Origin of the sequence: Neobacillus vireti, assembly GCF_036962465.1 — a bacterium.
In the GTDB taxonomy this organism is placed as follows: Bacteria; Bacillota; Bacilli; order Bacillales; family Cytobacillaceae; genus Neobacillus; species Neobacillus vireti_B.
On sequence record NZ_JBALNF010000040.1, the window covers coordinates 40,394 to 61,601 of the forward strand.

Here is a 21,208-nt window from a genome sequence, read left to right on the forward strand (position 1 = left end):
CAATGCGATGTAAGCGGATGGCACGGTATCCAATTGCCCGGCAATTAATTTTTATTAACAACATGCAGCAGAATGACTGAACGAGTTAACGAGGATTGCTGAATATTGGGCTGCTATTCCATTTTGGAGGACTACTCCAATATGAAATAGAGGAAAACTCGATATTTATTTTATAGGCTGGATCGTCGAACAATTTGAAGTAGAAATTGTTAGAGAAATGCTTCGACTGTGATAGAGCGAATTGACCAGAAAGTGAAGGAATTACAAAAGAGTGAGGTCGTTCGGAATTAGGTTGTGAGATAATTATATGTAAAGTGGCATTTTCGTAACTCTGAATAATCTTCAACAATGAGAAAAAAATGGTTATTCTTCAACTAGCGGGTGCATTACTGGAACAACGGTAATGCTTTTTCTTATTGAAGTAACGGGGCAGGTTAGTGAAAGAAGAAGTAGCGATTTTTCTTTTCCTTAGACACTTCTATATATATATTGATAGAATAATCAAAAATATATTAGAGGTGGTATGGAATTGAAAAAAAGATTAGGATGCCTACACGCCCATTATTCAAATATTGAGTATATCGAAAATGCACTTTCCTCATATGAAATTGAATTAATACATTTTGTTGACCCCGCATTAATGTATCGAGTTACATCAGATGAGAGTTTTAAAGTAGTAGATGCTCAAAACAAAGTTAAAGAGCAAATAGAGTGGATTGCACAATGTAATGTTGATGCTATTCTCATTACTTGCACAAACTATATTGCCATTTTACAGGAAGAACACCTTTCAATATCAGTGCCAATAATAAAAATAGATGAACCCTACTTTGAATACATCAGTAATATAACGCAACCTCAGACAATCTTATTTACAAATCCCGCAACTGTTAATGGGACAATGGAGCGTCTCAATCAATATGCTTATAATCATCAAAAATCTTTAGATATAGAGGTATTTGTCATTAACAATACTTTTGAATTGATAATGCAAGGTCTAAAACAAGAATATAATCAAGAAATTTCCAAGTTCCTAAATAAAATTATTAAAGAGGATAAAGTTATCTCCGTGGCTCAATTATCTATGGTCGATGCATCTAAGGAAGTTGAGTATAAGACATCAAAGCCTATAATTAATCCATTGGATACATTAATATCTTCCGTTGTTAGTCAGTTAAAAATAGGTAAGAAAACAGTGGTAATCTGATTTTTCTTCTTCAACAAACGGGTCCTATTCTTGAATAAGAACAACTTTAGAATCCAAACTAATTGTAAAATTCAGAGTTGCAAAAATGGTTGTGTTTAGGTTTTCTTGCAAATACTTTAAAAAAATGTTAAACTTTAGAAGAATTATTTTTGTTCGGTGTAAAGGATAGTATAAGATTAACTTTTCGTCTTGATGATCACTGAGTCCAAGGATAGTAACACATTGTGTGCAAAGCACACAGCAGGAGGAAACAAAATGGAACAAGGTAAAGTAAAATGGTTTAACGCAGAAAAAGGTTTCGGATTCATCGAGCGTGAAGGTGGAGAAGACGTATTCGTTCATTTCTCAGCAATCCAAGGCGAAGGTTTCAAATCTTTAGACGAAGGTCAAACAGTTACTTTTGACGTTGAGCAAGGTCAACGTGGAGCTCAAGCAGCTAACGTGCGTAAAGCTTAATTAATAATAAATAAGAACAAATAAAGCAGGCTCTTCATAGAGTCTGTTTTTTATTTGTTCTTTTAAAACAAGGAGCCCCACTCACGAATGAGTAGGGCACATGTAACAAGTAAATCAAATGGTAAACAAAGTGTATCACATAATCAAAAATTCTCCTAATTATCTTTGAATAAAAATTTTAAAGTGCTTTTGTAGAGAGTGGGAATATCTTATATTGTTTCAAGTTTTACCGACTTTCCACTAAAAGCATCTGATTACAGGTGTCCTGACAGAAATGGGTAGCTTTTTTTATTTGCTTTTTTTATACCCACCCTCTACAAATCTAATCATATCACGCCCTGAGATCTTTTCTATTTCATGATAACCTTCTTCATCACGCAAACTCAAGTACCAGTTGCTAACGCCATCTTCATTTAGCCTATATAACTTATTGGTAAAAACATTTGTATAAAAAATCTCCATTTCTTAGCCTCATAATATCCTACCTCTAATGTATATAAACTGTATTATGCCCAAGATATCCACCGTGAGCCATTAGACATATACAGTCAAAAATCCCATGGATATTCAATGAATAGACGTGCCGATCAAGAGGAGAGGGACAGAACATGGAAAAGTTAGAATTTTTCCTTATTCAGCTAAACGAAGCAGGTTAGCCTGATTGTTATGTGTTAGAATATTAGTAAAAATAAGAGAATATTACCCAATAATTAAGACTTTAGTGGTATGGGTATTTATTTACGAGGGGGGTAACGTACTATGCATTATGACGTAATTGTAATTGGAGCAGGTTCGATGGGGATGGCTGCAGGTTATTTTTTATCAAAGAGTGGGAAAAGAACTTTATTATTAGATTCCTTTAGCCCGCCCCATAACAAAGGGAGTCATCACGGTGACACGAGAATCATTAGGCATGCGTATGGTGAAGGTGAAGAATACGTTCCGTTGGCGCTCAAGGCCCAAGAATTATGGAACGAATTAGAGAAAGTGACGGGAAAACAATTATTTCTCCCAACCGGAGTTCTAAACGTGAGCCATGAAAAAACGGGTTTTATCCAGAATATCATCTCAAGTTCAAAAGCCTATTCATTGCCACTTGAGGTTTTAGATTCAATTGAAGTGAATAAGCGTTGGCCGGGCATCACTTTACCAAACAAGTATATTGGGTGCTTTGAACCAACATCAGGAGTGCTGAAATGTGAGGAATGCATTGAAGCCTATCGAGATCTTGCAGAGCGACATGGAGCTACCATCTTAACCAATAGTAAGGTGAGAGAATTATCGGTTCATGATAAAAGAGTTACCATTAAAACCGAGGGTCAAACTTTTACCGCTGATGCGTTAGTGGTTTCAGCAGGAGCATGGTCAGGAAGTCTCCTTTCCATGTTAGATTTAAATCTCCCTCTAAATCCAGTTAGAAAAACATTTGCTTGGTTTGATGTCAATGAAGATTTGTATAATCATAAAGATTTTCCAGCCTTTTCGTTTGAGACATCTCAAGGACAATATTATGGCTTTCCAAGCATCAATGGTTCCGGATTAAAAGTAGGCCGACATGATGGAGGAGAAACAATCAATCCAGATGAAGCCATCCTGGGATTTGGTGAACTAGAGAAAGACGAGACAGATTTAAGACAATTTTTACATAACTATATGCCTTCTATACAACAATTGAAGTACGGTAAAACCTGTATGTATACACTGACTCCTGATGAAGATTTCATTATCGATTTGCATCCTAACTATTCAAACGTTGCCATTGCATCAGGCTTCTCAGGACATGGCTTTAAATTTAGCAGTGTAGTTGGACAGATTTTAAGTGAATTGATTATTTCAGGGAAGACAGAACAAAACATTTCTCCTTTTTCAATCAATCGATTTAAATAAACTTCTTTAACTAACGGGAATAAAGGGTCGTCAATAAGATAACGGGTTCTCTTTTGGGGGACAAAAGGCAATAAAAATATTTAAAAACGCAAATAAAAACCACGATTTCCAAAAAAAAATCGTGGTTTTTTTAACATTATAATTTCATCGCATAATTCCCTTAATTTTTTGTTCTTCCTGAAATTTAATTAAACATTTTTTACATATGCAATCTATTCTTATACTTTCAACAGGAACTAATTCAAAGATTTCTTTAGGGAATTCCTCCATATCACACCAACAATTGCCGTGTTCTCCAGCACCAGACATACATCCATTAACTTCCCCGCATATAGGGCAATATTTATTTGTCAATTAAATTCCCCTCCAATTGTGACACAATAATAGTCATTTGTTATATTCTATTACTACTTATACTACCTCATTTTTTACTTTTTTGAATAAAAAACTTAACAAAACTAGTATAAAATGGTGTAAGCACGATTATTGACAAAAAGTCTTTATTGAGCTGATGGGGAGTTGAAGAAGGATATTTCTTTTATTTCTGAATATAGATGATAAAAATCCTTTAAATTATCAGAAGTGGTGAGATAAATAGAACAGAACTTTACTTTCTCTTTAGAAAATAAAATGGTAATAAGTATAATCGAAAGACTACGAAGCGAGGGTTGTGTTTTTGCTGAAGAAGAAACACAGTTACTCATCTCAGAGGCTGCCAGTATCGAGGATTTAATGAAAATGGTAGAAATGCGAGCCAGTGGCTTACCACTAGAATATGTACTTGGATTTACAAAGTTTTATGGGCTACGGATAGAAGTAGAACAGGGAGTTTTTGTACCACGTCAACGTACGGAATTTCTGGTTCAGCAGGCAGAAGCCTTGACCCGCATTTGTGATATTGTAGTTGATTTATGTTGCGGGTCAGGTGCTGTTGGTGCCGCAATAGTAACTGACTTGAACAAGATTATATTACACTCCGTTGACATTGATCCCGTCGCTGTAAAATGTGCTTCCCGCAACATAACTAAAATTGGTGGCCAAATTTATCAAGGGGACTTGTATAATGCATTGCCCCATTCATTAAGAGGTCGTGTGAACATAATAATTGCCAACGTACCTTACGTTCCTACTGATGCAATAAAGCTGCTTCCCCAGGAGGCACGTTTATATGAACCAAAAGTGGCACTCGACGGAGGAAAGGACGGACTAGACGTTCAACGAAAGGTAGCGGAAGAGGCTCCTCAATGGCTTGCTTCTGGAGGGTATCTATTGGTAGAAACGAGCGAAATGCAGGCGGCTAAAACCTTTGAAATCTTTGCTAATGCTGGACTAACTACCAAAATAGCCAGAGATCAAGAATTGGATGCAACAGTTGTTATTGGAAAAAATTCTGGCAAAGAGTAACTACAAAATACGTTCCTTATTTCACTATCGGGGGCGTTTCTTTTAGTGAATATAAGGGATTTTGCTGAGGCTACAGTGTAATTTCGGAGTAGCAGTCATTGTAATAGTGGAAAGAAATCGAACTAATTATTAGGCGGTAATCAGTTTCCTATGCTTTAGAACAAGCCGATTTCCAAAAGAAAATCAGCTTGTTCTTTTTTTGGGAGAGGTATTAACATTTATTAACTCCCATTCTTTAGGATTCGTGTCATCTGAGGCTACTCCATTGATAATATCAAGGTAGTGATTTGCTTTTTCTTCCATATATTTAGCTCTTTGTTTTGCTTCCTCCAACTGTTCCTGAGCAATGGCTTTTTGTTTCATAATGATTTCATAACGTTCTTGAATGGTAGAACGTCCTTCCAAACACAAGTCTACATAAGATTTAATGTCTTCCACTGACATACCACATTGTTTGAGATATTTTACACCTATAAGCCAACTGATTGATTCTTCGTCAAAAAGTCGATTATTGTTTTTGTCACGCTTTACACTTGGAACTAATCCTTTATCCGTATAGAAACGAACGGTATGCTCGGTTAGTTCAAGTAGCTTGGACACTTCCTTCACAGTATACATTTTAACCACTTCCTAAAAAAAATTTTATTAAAACAGCTAAAACCACCTTGCCTTCGTGTTACCCGAAGGTGATAGGATTATCATAGTTCAGGTTGCTGAAATTGTAAATCCCGGAAAAAACGATCTACAGAAATGCTAACCTATGTTTGAGGTATAATTTAGCAACTTAATTTGTAGTATATGTTTTAGTCCGACATTGAAAAAATTATTTTAAAATTACTCAAACGTCTTGACTTCGTGTTACACGAAGGTAGTAAACTTACACAAGTACAAGCGTACTGAGACTGTAAATCCCTAACCAAAGAGGACTAATGGGAAAATGAGTGGCTGGACACTTACTATATAAAAACTACAGGAGGACCATTTATGCAAAAAGTAATTTTAAACAATGGTGTGGATATGCCAATACTGGGCTTTGGTGTTTTTCAAATTGAAGATCAAAACCAATGTGAACAGGCTGTCTACGATGCCATTATGGCAGGCTATCGTTTGATTGATACCGCTGCTGCTTATTCAAATGAAGAAGCAGTGGGAAAAGCCATCAAACGAAGCGGTGTCCCAAGAGAAGAACTATTTATTACAACAAAACTTTGGGTTCAAGATGCTGGGTATGAGAATACAAAGAAAGCATTCGCAAAATCCCTAGAAAAACTTCAGTTGGATTATTTAGATTTATATTTAATTCATGAGCCATATGGGGATGTATATGGTTCTTGGCGGGCTATGGAGGAGTTGTACCGTGAGGGCAAGATCAGGGCAATTGGCGTTAGCAACTTCTATCCTGATCGTCTAGTGGATTTGATCATTCATAATGAAGTCGTTCCCGCAGTAAATCAGGTTGAAACCCATCCTTTCTATCAGCAAACTGAAAGTGCGAAATTCATGAAAGAGAATGGCGTTCAGATAGAAGCATGGGGACCTTTAGCTGAAGGAAGAAATAACCTCTTCCAGAATGAGATTTTAGTATCTATAGCGAAAAAATACAATAAATCAGTCGCTCAGGTGGTTTTACGCTGGTTGACACAAAGAGGGGTTGTTGTTATTCCAAAATCTGTTCATAAGGAAAGAATCATCGAAAACATCAATATCTTCGATTTCGAAATAAGCCAGGGTGATATGAATAAGATTGCTGGGTTAGATACTGGAAAGAGTTTGTTCTTTTCTCATGCCGACCCTGAAATCGTGAAATCGATGAGTAATTATAAGATTGGTCAAAAAATCGAACTCTAGGTTAGGTTGAGAGTTCTCCTGTTACGTTCGGGGAAAATAGGACAGAGTAAAAAAATATGGGTAATGATAAGGAAACTTTAATCACAGGCATTATCCACTTCCTTCCATACATGGGCTTTCCCAGAACACTAAACGCATTAGCTTGCGTGAACGAAATTATTTCTGAAAATTAAGAAAGGGTGTTATTTATTATGTCTAAAATCAAAGATAAAGTTGTTGTTATTATGGGTGCATCAAGTGGGATTGGTGAAGCAACTACCAAAAAGCTTGCACAAGAAGGAGCAAAACTGGTGATTGCTGCTCGCCGTGAAGACCGCTTGAAATCACTGGTTGAATCATTGCCAAATGCTGAAATATCATTTTTAGTTGCAGATGTAACAAATAAAGAGGAAGTTCAAGCGGTTGTTGATTTTGCAATTGAAAAATATGGTCGTTTAGATGTAATGTACAATAACGCTGGTGTTATGCCACTAGCTCTACTTTCAGAAAATCGCTTTGATGAGTGGCGACAAATGTTAGAAATCAACATCATGGGTGTTCTAAATGGGATTGCTGCTGCATTGCCAATCATGAAAAAACAACAAGCTGGTCATATTATTACGACTGATTCTGTTGCTGGTCATATCGTCATGCCTACCGCTGCCGTATATTGCGGAACGAAATTTGCTGTTCGTGCCATTATGGAAGGTTTGCGACAAGAGGAACATGAAAACAATATCCGTACCACCATGATCTCTCCAGGGGCAGTGGATACTGAGTTACCTAACAGTATCAATGACCCACAAATGGTAGAAATGTTGAAGGAAACTGCAAGTAAAGAAGGTTTTGGATTAAGACCAGAAGATATTGCAGAAGCAGTAGCTTATGCGATTAACACACCTGAAAGTGTTGCTATCAACGAAATTTTAATTCGTCCAACAAAACAATCTATGTAATGGAATAACAATATTCGCAGTACCAATATGTATGTTAAAAGGATAGCTAATTGGCTATCCTTTTTGTATTAACACGTCGCCTTTTTTATTCTACATCTAAGATTTTGAAAAAATGTTTTTAACTATAGGGGAGTTTTTGTTTTGTTCTTCACCTGCAATCTGTCTGGCACGCTGGATGGCGCTGTCGGAAGCTTGAATCATCTGCTTTGCATCTTGATAAATAGAACGTCCGGCTGCGGTCAAAAATACGCCTTGGTTTGTTCGCTGCAGTAGTTTCACTCCTATATCAGTCTCAAGAGCATTGATCTGTTTCATTACGGATACGGTAGAGATAAACAGTATTTCTGCGGCTTTGGAAAAGCTCCCACTGTCTGCTACTTGAATAAATGTATAGATATGTCTATTGTACAAGCAAACACCTGCTTTAACTTTAAGTTAATGCTATGTTAGCTTTTTGGTGTATTCACTGTCAAGTGGCTATGTATTAAAATTCAAGAGTATTAATGTTAAAACTTTGGACAGTCATTCAAGCTTCTGGTCATTGGTTTAACATTGAGGAATTATCTTTCAGGTTGGAACAAAGGGGAAGAGATGTTTATCAGTAAGGAGGGAAATTTGTGGAGTATACCACTTTGAATAATGGTGTGGATATGCCTATTTTAGGATATGGTGTTTATCAAATTAGTGCCAGTGAATGTGAGCGGTGCGTTTTGGATGCCATTGAGGTTGGTTATCGTTCGATTGATACAGCACAGGTATATGGCAATGAGAAAGCAGTCGGGAATGCAGCGCGAAAATCTTTTTATTACAACCAAATTGTATAGTCCTTTTTATATTTGGTAATAAAATACGAATTTCATTTATTGTATTGGAAATACTATCTGTCGAGGTGAAATAAATGAGCAGATTTAAAGTTGTGTTTGAGAATACAATCCAAAGTGGTGGGTTTTCATTGGAGCAGTATTTGATAACATTACATCAAGAAAAAGATATGTTGGATTCATTTGATGGTCATGATGATTACGAGTTGGACATGAAGTTATTTGAAGGGGAGATTCAGAAAGTTAACCGCTTGTTAGAGAGCTAAGGCTCTCTTTTTTATTTTCTTCTTCAACTAACTGGCAGAATAGTTTAATAAGAAGTGGGTACTATAAGTTCATTATGTAGAGTAGTGCCTTAATTTAAATATAAAAGTGTCGTCCTTTATTACGTATAAAATTATATATAATTTAAATACTAAATTTGCCACATTAAGATTAAGGAATGATAATATGATCCAAGATAGGATGTTAAGAATAGGTATATTAGGCGTACTTTCAACAATACCAGGAGAGATTGCTTCAAGGATATTTGTACATTTTGGCTTCGGAAAGTTTAGTATTTATGAATTATCAAGTCTTATTATTACATTTAACAGACAGGTATTTACCATAGGATTACTGGTGGATTTTTTAGTTAGTAGTGTTTTAGCAATCTTACTTTACTTTATATTTGAAAAGTTCGGTTCATGCCATTTGGTTATAAAAACGACCGTGGGAAGCTTATTTGGCTGGTTAGCATGTGAACTATTATTCACAACATTAATAGAGGGTAAGTATATCGATATTAGACCCATCAATGATTATTATTCTCATATTTTCAGCACCATCATTTTTGGTATTACATTAGGTTTGTTGCTAAAAAAATTTATATTCAAGAGTTAACCCTATATTAGGAGTTATATTAAGTGTAAAAGAGATTGTGAACTTTAGCACTTAAACTATCGGGTGCTTGAGCGAAGAAAGGTTAGGTTGCTACGGCAGCCTTTTTCTTATTGTGATCCAACGATTCAGTTTAATAAGATGCATAAAAATAAACCTCATTTCTAAGGTTTATGGCTTAAAATTTAATAATCCCAAGAATTTGTTTGTATTGCTTTGAAATTTAAACAAATTTGGTTGGTTCTCATTGTCAAAAATCAATAAGTATGGATTTTATTGAACAGGAAATATAATCATGACTTCATCTACAAGGTCATTGAACCACTGATTTTTAAACGTAACATTATTAAAATGTCGATTAGGTAGCAGAAATTTTGAGTTTGTGAATAATTGTACTTAAACAAACTGGGGGCGATTCTTCAATAACGAGGGATCGCTTTTTACCTTATTCAAGTAACGGGTCTGGTTAGCTAATCAAGGATTTGATCATTATAAGTTGTTTCTTTTTGTTAATGGGTGTGATTTTTTGTGATTTTGTCACATGTTAGTCACAAAATTAACTTGTTTATATTTAAAAACTATTCTATTGTATTATTGTTAGATAATTTTAGATAAGAACAGGAGGTTGGCAATGCTCCCTTATGAAAGGCAACAACAAATATTGACCTGGTTAGAGGAAGAAGGAACACTTTCCATTTCTGAAATTAGCAAGCGTCTAAATGTTTCTGAAATGACCATTTATAGAGATATTAAGCCCTTGTTGGAAGGAAAGAAAATCAATAAAACATCAGGAGGTATATCTTTAGCTACCATCTCAAATGTTTCACCCAATTCTTGTAGCTATTGTTTAAAGGAATTAAACAACCGACATCCCGTTCAGATCATCACCACGCATCAGACGGTAGAACAATTATGCTGCCCTCACTGTGGGTTACTAAGATTTAAAGATATTGAAAAAAATGTTTCTCAGATTATTTGCCGAGATTTTCTTCAAAACACCACGATAAGTGCTAAATTGGCGTATTTCTTAATTGATGCGGATTTTAATTTAAATTGCTGCCAACCCCAAGTATTAACATTTGAATCATTAATATATGCAGAGCGGTTTCAAAAAGGCTTTGGCGGAACAATCTTACGATTCGATGAAGCAGTGAAAGAAGTTTCGAAACGAATGAATGGGGATATATGCTGTGGTTGCCATAAATAGAGGAAGAGCTGTTTTAAAGAGTGTTTATTTCGGCAGCCTGCTGTTTACGGCTTTATGTCTTTTTCTTTTTATTTACCCTTCTTTTGCAGCTGCTCACGCTTACATAATTAAATCAACCCCATCCGAAAATGAAATACTGAACGAAGCACCAAAGAAGGTATCCATTCAGTTCGACGAAACCATCCAACCTTCTTTCAATTCAATAGAAGTTTTTGATTCAGCAGGGAAACGGGTGGATCAGAAGAATGGGCGAGTGAATGCAAGTAATCCATCCATCATAGAATCTGATTTAAATGAGGACCTTTCGAATGGAACATACAGTATAAAATGGAGAGTTGTATCGAGCGATGGTCATCCCGTGGAAGGGGTCATTCCATTTCAAATAGGTAATGGAGATACAGAAGACAGTTCTACCATAGATAATGAATCGAAGGGATATACGCCCCAATTCGATCTTATTATCATACGGTGGCTTCAATATGTTAGTAATGCCTTGTTTGTTGGAATTCTTTTTTTCTACCTTTTTGTTTTAAATAAACAATTGACACAGGAAGTATCAGTTAAAGATATTTTAAGTAAACTGTTACAATTTTCTTTTATCACTTTATGCATCAGTATTATTTTGAGTTTACCATTGCAGGCTACTATTGAATCTGGTTCATCCTGGAGTAAAATTCTAAACCTTCAAGTGTTACGGGAATTCATTTTGAACTCGACCTTTGGGGAATTATGGTTCATCCAAATCATCGGTTTGTTTGTCCTATCAATAACCTCATTTCTTTTAATCAAGAATAAATTTAAACCGATTTTAGTTTGGATTTCGTTTATACTTGGAATTGGTTTGTTACTTTCAAAGGCGTTCACAAGTCACGCTGCCTCATCATCAAATGTTATTTTGACTATTACATTAGATTTTTTACATTTACTTGCTGCTTCCGTTTGGATAGGGAGTTTATTTGTTCTCGTTTCTTTGGTTCCACTAAGTAGAAAAATAGGGGCAAAGGAACTCTTTTTCGATTCAATAAAAAAGTTTTCCAAATGGGGAATCATTTTAGTTATATTGTTAACCTTGACTGGTTTTATTGCGAGTCTTTCATACATCCCTAATCTAAGGGCGTTACTTTTTACCGATTATGGAAGAGTATTGTCAGGTAAGATTCTTCTCTTGGTATTGATGATTGCTTTTGCGGCAGTTAATTTGGTAAAAGGAAAGCGGCATAGAGAAAAAGGGTTGGCATCCTCTTTATGGGGAGAATTGATAACAGGAATAATCGTTTTAGTCCTGTCTGTTTTATTAACCAATTTACCTACTGCAATGTCGTCTCCTGGTCCATTTAAGGAAACACGTTCAATCACTGGCAGTAAACTTACCTTCGAAGCGACCCCAAATGTTATCGGAAAAAATACTTTCGCCGTATCATTGAGAGACCAAAAGGGTGAACCTATGAAGGATATTGAGCAAGTAACTCTTACCTTTACATCACTAGAGATGGATATGGGTAATGATACTAAAACGTTAATCAAAGTCCAAGACGGAAAGTATGAATCTAAGGGAATGAATTTCAATATGGCAGGTCGTTGGAACGTTCATGTTCACGTCCTGACCAAGGATTTAGATACTCTTGATACTGACTACAAAGTATTGGTTGGTAGTCAATAAAATACAATATAGAGGAGAAAAGAAAGTGAAAAAAACATTAAAGAAAATCTCGAAAGTAGGTTTACCAACAATTCTAGGATTATTTTTGTTCTCAAGCGTTGCAAGTGCACATGTAACCGTCGTTCCTAAGACATCGACAACTGGAGCTTGGGAAACCTATACGGTAAAAGTTCCAGTGGAAAAAGATGTACCAACCACCAAGGTAACAATAAAAACACCCGGAGGGGCTGAAATTGAGTCCTACCAACCAGTACCTGGTTGGAAATATTCTGCTGATAAGGATTCCAGCGGCAAGGTAAAATCGATTTCATTTGAAGCAACTGGTGAAGGAATTTTGCCTGGTCAATTCCAGCAATTTTCTTTTGTAGCGAAAAACCCTGATAAGGCTGGAGAACTAGCATGGGATGCATTTCAATACTATAAAGATGGTAGTGTAGTGGAATGGACTGGAAATGAAAGTTCAGACTCACCGCATTCTATTACAGCTATTGTGGCAGGAACATCGACAGATGACCACCATGATGAACAAGCTACAACGGAAAACAATAATAAAGAAGTGACGAAAACAGCTGATACTGAACAATCTAGTTCTCTTCCACTCATCTTATCGATTGTTTCTGTTATCCTTTCACTAGTGGCACTTGTTGGTGCTTTCCGCAAAAGATAATGAATCAAAAAAAGACCTGTTCTTTCGAGGACAGGTCTTTCCTATTTATTCTACGTTGATTACAAATGGAACAGTCAGTATTTGTCCATTCACATTAAATTGCCCCCAGACTTTATAGATTCCTTTAGCAGGAAAATAGGTCATGAATACAACATAAGGTCCTTTCCCTTTTGGATACATAGGGTGGATATGCATGAACTGTTTCACATCTTTATCTATCGCAACCGCATGTCCCACGGTCCCCAAGTAAGGCTTTAAATTATTAAAAGGCTTATTGGATTTGGCATCGTACAATGAGAAGGTCATTTCGATATTTTTTTGGGCTTTTGGTTTACCATCAAATGATAGGGTTGCCTTTACTCCATTAATGACTTTGGTTTGATTTTTATCTGGAGTAATAGGTATGGATTTTACTGGGGTGCCTTTCACATTTACCCAGTGATTTTCTATGCTGTAATCGCTAGCTCCTACGGGTGTCATTTCAGCAATGAGTTTATAATCTCCCCCAGCAGGAAATGTAGTCTCAATTTCAAATTTTCCGTTTCCCTTGAGGGACGGATGAATATGTGCAAAATATGAAAGATCTTTACTAACTACAACTAAATGCATTTTTTTAGTGCTGACCGTCTCAAATTCCTTGATCGGTTTATTCTTTTTATCTTTAATTATAATGGATATTGGCACAGGTTCTTTTGCGTTAATAGTTGTTGGTGTGGTCCATTCTGAATTTGTTTCATTTCCACTAACTGGTTTCATATTCCCCATTTGTTTTGGATCCTCGACAGCACCGTTTATAGTACCGCAAGCAGTTAATAATAAAACACTAAATAATAAAGTCAATAACAAGTTTTTCTTCAAAAAAAACGCCCCTTTCTGCTAAAAGGTTATATAAATTAGTTTGCCAAAATTTAGTTCACATGTAAAACATGAACGTACCTAATTAATTTAACACTTTTTTGCAGATTGAGAATTTTTACACTTAAAGTTACGGGTAGCATAATTCAAAAAGGGGAGGCCCTTTTTTCATAGTGTAAAGAAGGATTGTAAAATGTTGTACTTATACTATCGGGTGCTTGAGTTCAATAAAAGGAGTTCGAACATATGGAACAATATAGTTATGAAGAATTTCTTGAAGATTTAAGTATGGGAAATTAGATTCATTTTATTTATAAAGACGAACAATATTTTATTGGTCGTGGAACAGGTCCATTTATGTTTTGGAAGTTTTATGATTCTGCAAGCGAAATCATAGGAGAAGATGTTGCAGATTTACTTCGAAAAGTAAGGTTGGATGAGAACAAATTAGAGAAGTATGGCACTTAGTTGAGATTGATACTATTTTCTGATGTAAGTAAAAGCAGATAATTAGTGTTGTTGAACTAACGAGTGTGCGTGTTTAAGAACGGGAACGCTTCGGCAATCCCTTTTTATTGAACAAAAGGGGCAGTTTAGTTCAACAAGGAATCTTAATAATAAGGATTGAATTATATTAGAAATCCCATAAGGAGTTAAGAAAACAATGAAATTCAATACAATTAACTTTGAAGATTGATTTTCAACAGATATACCCGAAAAGTGGGAGTTTGAAGAAGAAAACGATTTAATTACTTTCTATAATACAGTAAACCCAAAAGGCAGCTGCTCTATTAGTTGAACTGGTTTGATAATCTGTGCATCCCGGCCAAATCCTAGAAAGTATTCGGCAAAGAAGTTGACAATTTGAATTCTAATAATATAATAGTCATATGACTTTAGAACAAAACGATACGCAACGAATAAAAATATTTAATGCCTTAGCAGATGAAAAAAGGATCGCAATCATCCGCTTATTGTATTACGGAAACAATCGCCCGATGTGTACGGATATAGGAAGGAGTTTAGGTGTAAGTAAGTCCAATGGTTCCTATCATTTAAAAATTTTATCCGAAGCAGAGCTGGTGAAGATTGATCGTGAGGGTGTCATAAAATATGTCTCATTAAATGAGGAGACATTCACCCGCTATTTACCTGGGTTTTTGGCTACACTTTAATGTAGCCTCCTTTTTTGATTATTAGTTCTAAAGTTTTATGACTTTGATATAACGGAGGAGAAATAGATGAATCAAAAAGAGAATAGGTTGATTATCACATTATGTTTAATCGTTTTATCCGGGGTAGCCAATTCACTTCTGTTTAATGTTGCCTTATTTGAAATGATGAATGGGCTTGAGGTGACAGCTTCCAAAATTAGCTGGGTGGTTATTTCCTATACTTTAGTGATTGCCTGTGGTTCGATTACTTATAGTAAGCTAGCCTCTTATTTTCAAATTAAAAGTTTGTTGATTTTTGGAATTAGTTTATTCGTTACAGGTTCCCTTATAGGGTACACGACGAATGATTTTATCGTTGTGGTCTTGGCCCGTATTATTCAAGCAGCGGGTGGTAGCTCGTTTATTGCATTATCCATGATCCTGACGAATCAGTATCTCACCTTCTCTAAACGCAATCTGGCTCTAACATTAATAGGTGCCTGTCTATCACTTGGTTCAGGAATAGGATTTTTGCTCGGAGGCTTCTTTACTCATTTTTGGGGCTGGCACTCCCTATTTTTATTAATGAGTATGGCTATTTTTACGTTGCTAGGAATTATTTTGTTTGTGCCCTCCGGATATGCCAATCATAAGAAGCTTACCCAACCGTTTGATTTTTTAGGCTTCCTTTATTTATTGACTTTTGTCGTGACGTTTATTTTAGGAGTCAAATTAAATGGTTATTTGCTAATCATTACAGTGATATCTGTATTTTTTATGGGGATCCATGGCAAACGTCAAGATGTCGGGATATTTATGGATCTGTCAGTTTTTCGATTCTATGCCTTTAATCGGTTCCTTTTGCTTAGTTTTATTAATAGTGCTGCCATGGTGGGAATTATTTTTCTTTTTCCGTTATTAGCAGGACAGCAGTTTCATGTCTCTGCCTTGAAAACTGGCTTTATTTTGGCGGGGATATCAATCTTTTCCTTTTTGCTGAGCTTCGTAATAAGACCAGCTATAACCCGCATCCAAGGGAATGGTCGATTGGTCGTTGCTGTCGTCCTTCAATTTATTGGATTTCTGCTATTAGCCATCTTTGGAGTAAACCAATTTGCAGTGGCTAGTGTTGGCGTTGCCCTTATTAATATAAGCTTTACAATCCTTACCATTGTCATCAATATTGATATTCCCCACACGATACAGAAGGAAAAAAGTGCAATGGGGCTGGGGATCTATAACTTAATCAACTTTTTAGGAATGTCATTTGGCCCTTCAATAGCGAGCCGAATCCTAAACGTGACATCAAGTTTCAGCCTGAGCTTTGGATTTTTCGTTAGTCTATTACTTGTAGCATTGCTATTATCATGCGTGAGCAGCATTCCAGTCTCTTCAAGGAAGATAAAGCAGTCACGTCAACTGTAATCTTAAAAAACTGGTTAGATATTCTCTAGCCAGTTTTTTAGTGCTTAAAACCTTTTGAATGGTTCTTTTAGCTTGGACGACTTTCATTCGTACACGGTCACAATAATTCCATCCATATTGTCACCCGAGATAGCCCTAGAAGGCATTGCTAAAAAAAACGCTAAGATAAACGGAAAGTAGGAAGACCATCAGGTTTTGACCATCATTAATCCTAAAGATTAACTGATAAAGACACTTTGAAAATGTTGACTTCGTTAATTCAGAAATAAATTTTTTATTCCCCAAAAGGGCGCCTTTCTTTAGTAAGAAGGCGTCTTTTTTGTATGCTCCTACACAAAAGATTGTGAAAATTTTCACTTAAACTATAGGGTGCTTGAAGTTATTGATGATATAGGAAATTTGAAGGAGTTTCAAAATGAAACCAAAAGAATTGGATGAAGGTTAGATGAAAAAGGATTTAAATTCGTTCAGCAAAAATATATAGGTCAGAATTTTAATGTAAGGGTTAGGGGAATTTTATAAATGGGACTGAACGGTATATATATGTTAATAAAAATAATAAGAAAATTAGCTCTAAACAAAGCTATTAAAGAAATTGAACTTAAAAGAACATTAAAGAAATTCTCATCAATAACTAAATGGTTTATTTCTTTAGGTATCATATTCTATATTATTGCTTTATTATCTTTATTTTTTCACTAACGGGTAGTTTTTATATAACATTGGTATTGCGGCAGCAACAAAACAGGTGCGATTCTTGAAGAGACTTTTAAGGGGATATTCAAATGACATTTAACATAGAAGTAGGATATAAAAAAATTAAATCTTTCAACCCAACAGACGACATATTCGAATCATTTAATACCGACATCAACTTTATCCATAATAGAAAATCTTTTTTTGAAAATTTTTCACCAATTACAAAAGATAGTGAATTGGCAAAGTTTATTGTTCATAGTGAATGGGATAGCAGTGCATTTACACATCAGCTTGAAAATGGAAATTTCCCTTTATTTAGTATTGTTATGGATATAAATTTGGGGTTAAAACAAATTAAACTTTACGAAATCTTTGTAATGACCCACGATGCATATCAAACAGAATTTGTATTTTATAGAGATGAAGAAGGAATCCATATATTTTTCCACCTTAAATACGAAGGATTATGGTATGACGGTAATAAAATAATTTTTACAAGGCAGGTTCCTGAAAAGTCCAGTTTTGTGGTTAACACAAATGAATTTATTGTGGCTTTACAAGATTTTATTAATAAACTTCAAGGATATTTATTAATAAGTTATCCAGAAATAGTTAAAGACCCGTTGGTTAAAAGAAGTTTTGGATATGATAAACGTTTTAACGATTTGTTTTCGGAAAACAAAAGAACCAATATTATTGCTGAATAGGACGTTCCTTCTTCAGCTAACGGGGCAGGATCGTTTTATAACAGTCTAAAAGACAAAGGAATTGATACTTTTCAATCGCTTAAAACCTAGAAAATTAGCGATAAACCAGTACCATTAACCCAAAATTTGTTATAGTTAATTCTATTAATAATTGAAAATACCCCTAACAACTTGTTAGGGTTTTTTTTATGAAAACAGCAGTCATAATTAAATAACATTAGGCAAAAATAAGAAAAAATTGAGGAGGAGGATTTATATGTACAAACTTGCTTTTGCACTCCCCTTTTTGTTTGCTTTATGGGTTGCAAATCCAGCATATGCAGTTGAAGTAAATGGCATTATTCAGATTATGGATCAAAACAATAAAGTTATAGTAAAGAAAAATATAACATTTGAAGAGGGAGACACTATTTACGACATAACCAAAAACAACTTTGACGTGGCGGAGACAAACGGTATGATTACAGGAATCAATGGATTGGTTGAAAAACCTACAGAAAACATCCATTGGGCTGCATTTATTGATGGTGAATTTGTAGAAATTTCACCAGATGATGCAGGAATTTACGCAAATGATATTTTAACTTGGGCGTTAAGGAATTTCGATAAGCAAGAAATAATGAAATAAAAAAGAAATGTTCATCACGGAGGGTTATATAATCCGCCTCTTTAGAAATAAGAGTTGAAGGTCCTGCTGCTATTGATGCAGGATTTTTTATTGTGCTAACGGCGGCAGGTTAGCGGAATAAGGAATTCCTTTTTATACCCCCTGGAAATATCCAAAATTTCCAAATTATCCTTCAAGTAATACAGTATAATGTAATAAAATGTAATCAAGGATTTGTTAGTGTAAATGGGGGAAGAATATGTTTTTCTTTAATAAAGAAGAAATTTACATTGGATATTCAATGGAAGAATTTTCAAAGGTAAGAGGAATTATAAAAAATAAGGGCATTAAGTATACCTACAAAGTTATTAACCGTTCAAGTCAATGGTTGGGACATGGTACAACAAGAGGAAACTTTGGAAGTGCTGGAATGAACAGTAATTACGAAACACAATATGTCGTTTCTGTTAAGAAAAAAGACTCAGAGAACGCAAAATATTGGGTTAATACTGTTTTACATCCATAGAAGAATGTTCTTGGTAAACTAACGGGGTGCATTAGCAAAATATTAGAGCTGCCAATTGTGGCAGTTTTCTTATTGTGCTAACGGGGCAGGGTAGTTTAAGTACATTCTTCACAAAGTATAGAAAGCCGATCTTCTCAATCAGGAAAATCAGCTATTTTTTGTTAACAATTTTTAAAACCAAATTTTCAAACAAAATATATGGCACAAATCAGGAGGCTTTATTACTACAAAGGTCTATTCAATTTTAATGCCTACATCAAATACATAGGGCTGCTGTGGAGCAGTAATTTTTGAAAGCTGGTTAATTTTTATAACGGGAATTGTCTCTCCATTGAATTGGGTTTGATCAATTTTGCCTGTTACTTGAACCCATTTATCCTTCGGCAATGCAGCTACCTCTCCTTTTGCCATCATTCCATATACCGAGGCATCGGCAACACAACATGTGATTCCAAATCGAGCAACAATAATCTGGTTTTGCATAAATTCTTTTTCCCGATACACAAATCCTTTTGTGGTTACCGTTTTTCCAATCATCGCATTTAGATTATCCTGTATAATGTTCATTATGTTTACATACTGGTTATCGTCTATATTAATGATATTATCCTTTAATATTTTATTCTTCAACGCATCATATTCTTTTTGAGTTAAAGGCTCAGGTTGATTATCAAGTACACTTTGTGTGTTATTTGAGTTATTAGGATTAGATGATGATTGTATCTTTGAACTACTGTTATTTAAAACACTATTTTGTTTAGGCGGTTGAGAGTTAGCTCCCAATTTAATTGTTCTATTCATTGCAACAGAGCTGCCCAAAACATTATTCGAGAAAAGAAATCCTGTGGTTATAGGAATAATAAACAATAAATAAAGAAACACACTTTTCCCGAAAGAGGAAGGATAAGTATGATCCCCATCACAATCACAATGATAGGAATGATCCTTCCCTGAAGTTCCTCTAATAATCAAAAGAACTCCAAGAATAAGGCATATAAAGAGCGTGAAATAAATAAATCGAATCATTTTTGGTGCGATTAAAAGGGATATATTATTCGTTAGAAGTAATTTAAATAACAGAAGCATAAATCCAATCAAAATGATTCCCCTGATAAGATGATGAAAAGAAAAATCTTGGACTTTATTAGGTCTCATAATTGGCACCCCTTTTATAAAAAAATCATTGAAAAACATAAACAGAAAAATAGACGACAAGAGGAGTCACCAATAGTAGATATAAGACAAACTTTTTCTTAAAATAACCGAATAGCATTAAGCTGTTTTTTATATCAATCATAGGACCGAAAACAAGAAATGCAAGGATGGACCCTTCTGTAAAAGTGGAACCAAATGACGAAGCTACAAAGGCATCTGCTGAAGAACATACAGAAAGGACGTATCCTAGTCCCATCATAGCCATTGGTGCAAAGGTTGTGCTGGTCCCTATTGATAAGAGAACATTTCGGTCCAAGAAGGCTTGAAATAAACTGGCAAGAAAAGCACCTATAAATAAATACTTCCCTGTATCAAATAATTCATCACTTGCATGATAGAGTGTTTCTAATAGTTTATTTCCTCTATGGTTGTTGTGATGGTGATGGTCTTCCTTATGCACTTTAAGAATATTAACACCTTTAAAACGTCTGTAAATGATTAATCCAATAATAATGGAACTTATAAATCCTACAAACATCCTTGCATTGGCTACATACGGTGTGCTTTTAAATGCAAAATAAGTAGACGCATAAACGACAGGGTTTAAGATGGGAGCACTAAGCATAAATACAACACCTACATGTGAAGGCATGCCTTTTTTTATTAACCTGCGAACGACAGGAACGATGGCACACTCACAAATAGGAAAGATTATTCCAAGTAAAGCAGCAGGTATAAGGGCTAAATAGGCATTACGGGGCACGACCCTTCGGATTACATTTTCGGAAACAAATGATTGGATAATAGCCGATACAAATACACCGAGTAAAATAAATGGAATGGCTTCTAAAATAATACTAAGGAAAATGGTATTTACATTAAAAAACGTACCAGGGATTCTAGTAAAAAAAGAACTGTTTTTTAATTCCTCCGCAAAAAGAAATAGAAAAAGGAATAAACAAAATAATAGTAATACGAGGCTATCTTTAACCATCTTATTTATAAAGCTCAAAACCATTCTACCTCCTCAAATCTATCATTCCTATGATATGGATATGCAGTTCTAGTTAATTCATTTCATTAAAATTTGATGATTGACATAAATAAAT

At 35.1% G+C, this 21,208-nt stretch carries 24 protein-coding genes; 17 read left to right on the forward strand and 7 right to left on the reverse strand.

Annotation, left to right across the window (positions count from 1 at the left end; genetic code table 11):
* Positions 1 to 523 precede the first annotated feature (523 nt).
* Together V7077_RS17425 and V7077_RS17430 are read left to right on the forward strand one after the other, a co-directional pair.
* Entirely contained in the window at positions 524 to 1,207 is a 684-nt protein-coding gene (locus V7077_RS17425; RefSeq protein WP_335504198.1) for a hypothetical protein, read from the forward strand.
* Positions 1,208 to 1,462: 255 nt separating this feature from the next.
* On the forward strand, positions 1,463 to 1,663 hold the full coding sequence (locus V7077_RS17430) for a cold-shock protein (RefSeq protein ID WP_042463323.1): 201 nt from the start codon (positions 1,463 to 1,465) through the stop codon (positions 1,661 to 1,663).
* A 288-nt stretch (positions 1,664 to 1,951) separates the two neighbouring features.
* On the opposite strand, the gene V7077_RS17435 is transcribed toward V7077_RS17430, so the two are convergent.
* Positions 1,952 to 2,125: a hypothetical protein gene (locus V7077_RS17435; RefSeq protein ID WP_335504200.1), complete on the reverse strand. Its 174-nt coding sequence runs from the start codon at positions 2,123 to 2,125 to the stop codon at positions 1,952 to 1,954.
* A 297-nt stretch (positions 2,126 to 2,422) separates the two neighbouring features.
* On the opposite strand from V7077_RS17435, the gene solA reads away from it, so the two are divergent.
* Positions 2,423 to 3,550 carry an N-methyl-L-tryptophan oxidase gene (gene solA, locus V7077_RS17440; protein ID WP_335504202.1) on the forward strand — a complete coding sequence of 376 codons (1,128 nt, stop codon included), beginning with the start codon at positions 2,423 to 2,425 and terminating at the stop codon, positions 3,548 to 3,550.
* A gap of 144 nt (positions 3,551 to 3,694) precedes the next feature.
* Here the strand turns inward: solA and V7077_RS17445 are convergent, their stop codons facing one another.
* Positions 3,695 to 3,904 (reverse strand): cysteine-rich CWC family protein, encoded by a 210-nt coding sequence (locus V7077_RS17445; RefSeq protein ID WP_132097460.1) that lies wholly within the window; start codon positions 3,902 to 3,904, stop codon positions 3,695 to 3,697.
* Positions 3,905 to 4,180: 276 nt separating this feature from the next.
* On the opposite strand from V7077_RS17445, the gene V7077_RS17450 reads away from it, so the two are divergent.
* On the forward strand, positions 4,181 to 4,954 hold the full coding sequence (locus V7077_RS17450) for a putative protein N(5)-glutamine methyltransferase (protein WP_335504206.1): 774 nt from the start codon (positions 4,181 to 4,183) through the stop codon (positions 4,952 to 4,954).
* A 183-nt stretch (positions 4,955 to 5,137) separates the two neighbouring features.
* Here the strand turns inward: V7077_RS17450 and V7077_RS17455 are convergent, their stop codons facing one another.
* Complete coding sequence (locus V7077_RS17455) at positions 5,138 to 5,572, reverse strand: MerR family transcriptional regulator (protein WP_335504208.1); 435 nt, start codon at positions 5,570 to 5,572, stop codon at positions 5,138 to 5,140.
* A 366-nt stretch (positions 5,573 to 5,938) separates the two neighbouring features.
* Here V7077_RS17455 and V7077_RS17460 point away from each other — a divergent pair, with 366 nt between their 5' ends.
* Positions 5,939 to 6,802, forward strand: coding sequence for an aldo/keto reductase (locus V7077_RS17460; RefSeq protein ID WP_335504210.1), 864 nt, complete (start codon positions 5,939 to 5,941; stop codon positions 6,800 to 6,802).
* A gap of 191 nt (positions 6,803 to 6,993) precedes the next feature.
* Positions 6,994 to 7,737 carry an SDR family oxidoreductase gene (locus V7077_RS17465; protein WP_335504212.1) on the forward strand — a complete coding sequence of 248 codons (744 nt, stop codon included), beginning with the start codon at positions 6,994 to 6,996 and terminating at the stop codon, positions 7,735 to 7,737.
* Positions 7,738 to 7,833: 96 nt separating this feature from the next.
* Here V7077_RS17465 and V7077_RS17470 read toward each other — a convergent pair whose 3' ends face one another.
* Entirely contained in the window at positions 7,834 to 8,148 is a 315-nt protein-coding gene (locus tag V7077_RS17470) for a LysR family transcriptional regulator (protein ID WP_335504214.1), read from the reverse strand.
* A 206-nt stretch (positions 8,149 to 8,354) separates the two neighbouring features.
* On the opposite strand from V7077_RS17470, the gene V7077_RS17475 reads away from it, so the two are divergent.
* The 6 genes from V7077_RS17475 to V7077_RS17500 all read left to right on the forward strand — a co-directional run bounded on the left by V7077_RS17475 (position 8,355) and on the right by V7077_RS17500 (position 12,971).
* Complete coding sequence (locus tag V7077_RS17475) at positions 8,355 to 8,561, forward strand: aldo/keto reductase (RefSeq protein ID WP_335504216.1); 207 nt, start codon at positions 8,355 to 8,357, stop codon at positions 8,559 to 8,561.
* Between the two features lie 74 nt (positions 8,562 to 8,635).
* A complete protein-coding gene (locus V7077_RS17480) occupies positions 8,636 to 8,824 on the forward strand; it encodes a hypothetical protein (protein WP_335504218.1) in 189 nt (62 codons plus the stop codon).
* A gap of 184 nt (positions 8,825 to 9,008) precedes the next feature.
* Complete coding sequence (locus V7077_RS17485; RefSeq protein WP_335504220.1) at positions 9,009 to 9,440, forward strand: hypothetical protein; 432 nt, start codon at positions 9,009 to 9,011, stop codon at positions 9,438 to 9,440.
* Between the two features lie 628 nt (positions 9,441 to 10,068).
* A complete protein-coding gene (locus tag V7077_RS17490; protein WP_335504223.1) occupies positions 10,069 to 10,644 on the forward strand; it encodes a DeoR family transcriptional regulator in 576 nt (191 codons plus the stop codon).
* The gene (locus V7077_RS17495; protein ID WP_335504225.1) at positions 10,628 to 12,304 is read left to right on the forward strand and encodes a copper resistance CopC/CopD family protein; all 1,677 of its coding nucleotides are present in this window, start codon (positions 10,628 to 10,630) and stop codon (positions 12,302 to 12,304) included. Before V7077_RS17490 ends, V7077_RS17495 begins: the two co-directional genes overlap by 17 nt.
* A 25-nt stretch (positions 12,305 to 12,329) precedes the next feature.
* Positions 12,330 to 12,971, forward strand: coding sequence for a YcnI family copper-binding membrane protein (locus V7077_RS17500; protein ID WP_335504227.1), 642 nt, complete (start codon positions 12,330 to 12,332; stop codon positions 12,969 to 12,971).
* Positions 12,972 to 13,016: 45 nt separating this feature from the next.
* On the opposite strand, the gene V7077_RS17505 is transcribed toward V7077_RS17500, so the two are convergent.
* Positions 13,017 to 13,829 carry a hypothetical protein gene (locus tag V7077_RS17505; RefSeq protein ID WP_335504229.1) on the reverse strand — a complete coding sequence of 271 codons (813 nt, stop codon included), beginning with the start codon at positions 13,827 to 13,829 and terminating at the stop codon, positions 13,017 to 13,019.
* Between the two features lie 887 nt (positions 13,830 to 14,716).
* Here V7077_RS17505 and V7077_RS17510 point away from each other — a divergent pair.
* The 5 genes from V7077_RS17510 to V7077_RS17530 all read left to right on the forward strand — a co-directional run bounded on the left by V7077_RS17510 (position 14,717) and on the right by V7077_RS17530 (position 18,944).
* Complete coding sequence (locus tag V7077_RS17510) at positions 14,717 to 15,001, forward strand: ArsR/SmtB family transcription factor (RefSeq protein WP_098573007.1); 285 nt, start codon at positions 14,717 to 14,719, stop codon at positions 14,999 to 15,001.
* A 66-nt stretch (positions 15,002 to 15,067) separates the two neighbouring features.
* Positions 15,068 to 16,405 carry an MFS transporter gene (locus tag V7077_RS17515; RefSeq protein ID WP_335504235.1) on the forward strand — a complete coding sequence of 446 codons (1,338 nt, stop codon included), beginning with the start codon at positions 15,068 to 15,070 and terminating at the stop codon, positions 16,403 to 16,405.
* Positions 16,406 to 17,190: 785 nt separating this feature from the next.
* A complete protein-coding gene (locus V7077_RS17520; protein WP_335504238.1) occupies positions 17,191 to 17,811 on the forward strand; it encodes a hypothetical protein in 621 nt (206 codons plus the stop codon).
* A 256-nt stretch (positions 17,812 to 18,067) separates the two neighbouring features.
* Complete coding sequence (locus tag V7077_RS17525; protein WP_335504240.1) at positions 18,068 to 18,439, forward strand: DUF4430 domain-containing protein; 372 nt, start codon at positions 18,068 to 18,070, stop codon at positions 18,437 to 18,439.
* A gap of 238 nt (positions 18,440 to 18,677) precedes the next feature.
* The gene (locus V7077_RS17530) at positions 18,678 to 18,944 is read left to right on the forward strand and encodes a hypothetical protein (protein WP_335504241.1); all 267 of its coding nucleotides are present in this window, start codon (positions 18,678 to 18,680) and stop codon (positions 18,942 to 18,944) included.
* A 234-nt stretch (positions 18,945 to 19,178) separates the two neighbouring features.
* On the opposite strand, the gene V7077_RS17535 is transcribed toward V7077_RS17530, so the two are convergent.
* Both V7077_RS17535 and V7077_RS17540 read right to left on the reverse strand, forming a co-directional pair.
* Entirely contained in the window at positions 19,179 to 20,099 is a 921-nt protein-coding gene (locus tag V7077_RS17535) for a TIGR03943 family putative permease subunit (protein WP_335504243.1), read from the reverse strand.
* A gap of 25 nt (positions 20,100 to 20,124) precedes the next feature.
* On the reverse strand, positions 20,125 to 21,117 hold the full coding sequence (locus V7077_RS17540) for a permease (RefSeq protein ID WP_335504245.1): 993 nt from the start codon (positions 21,115 to 21,117) through the stop codon (positions 20,125 to 20,127).
* Positions 21,118 to 21,208 lie beyond the last annotated feature (91 nt).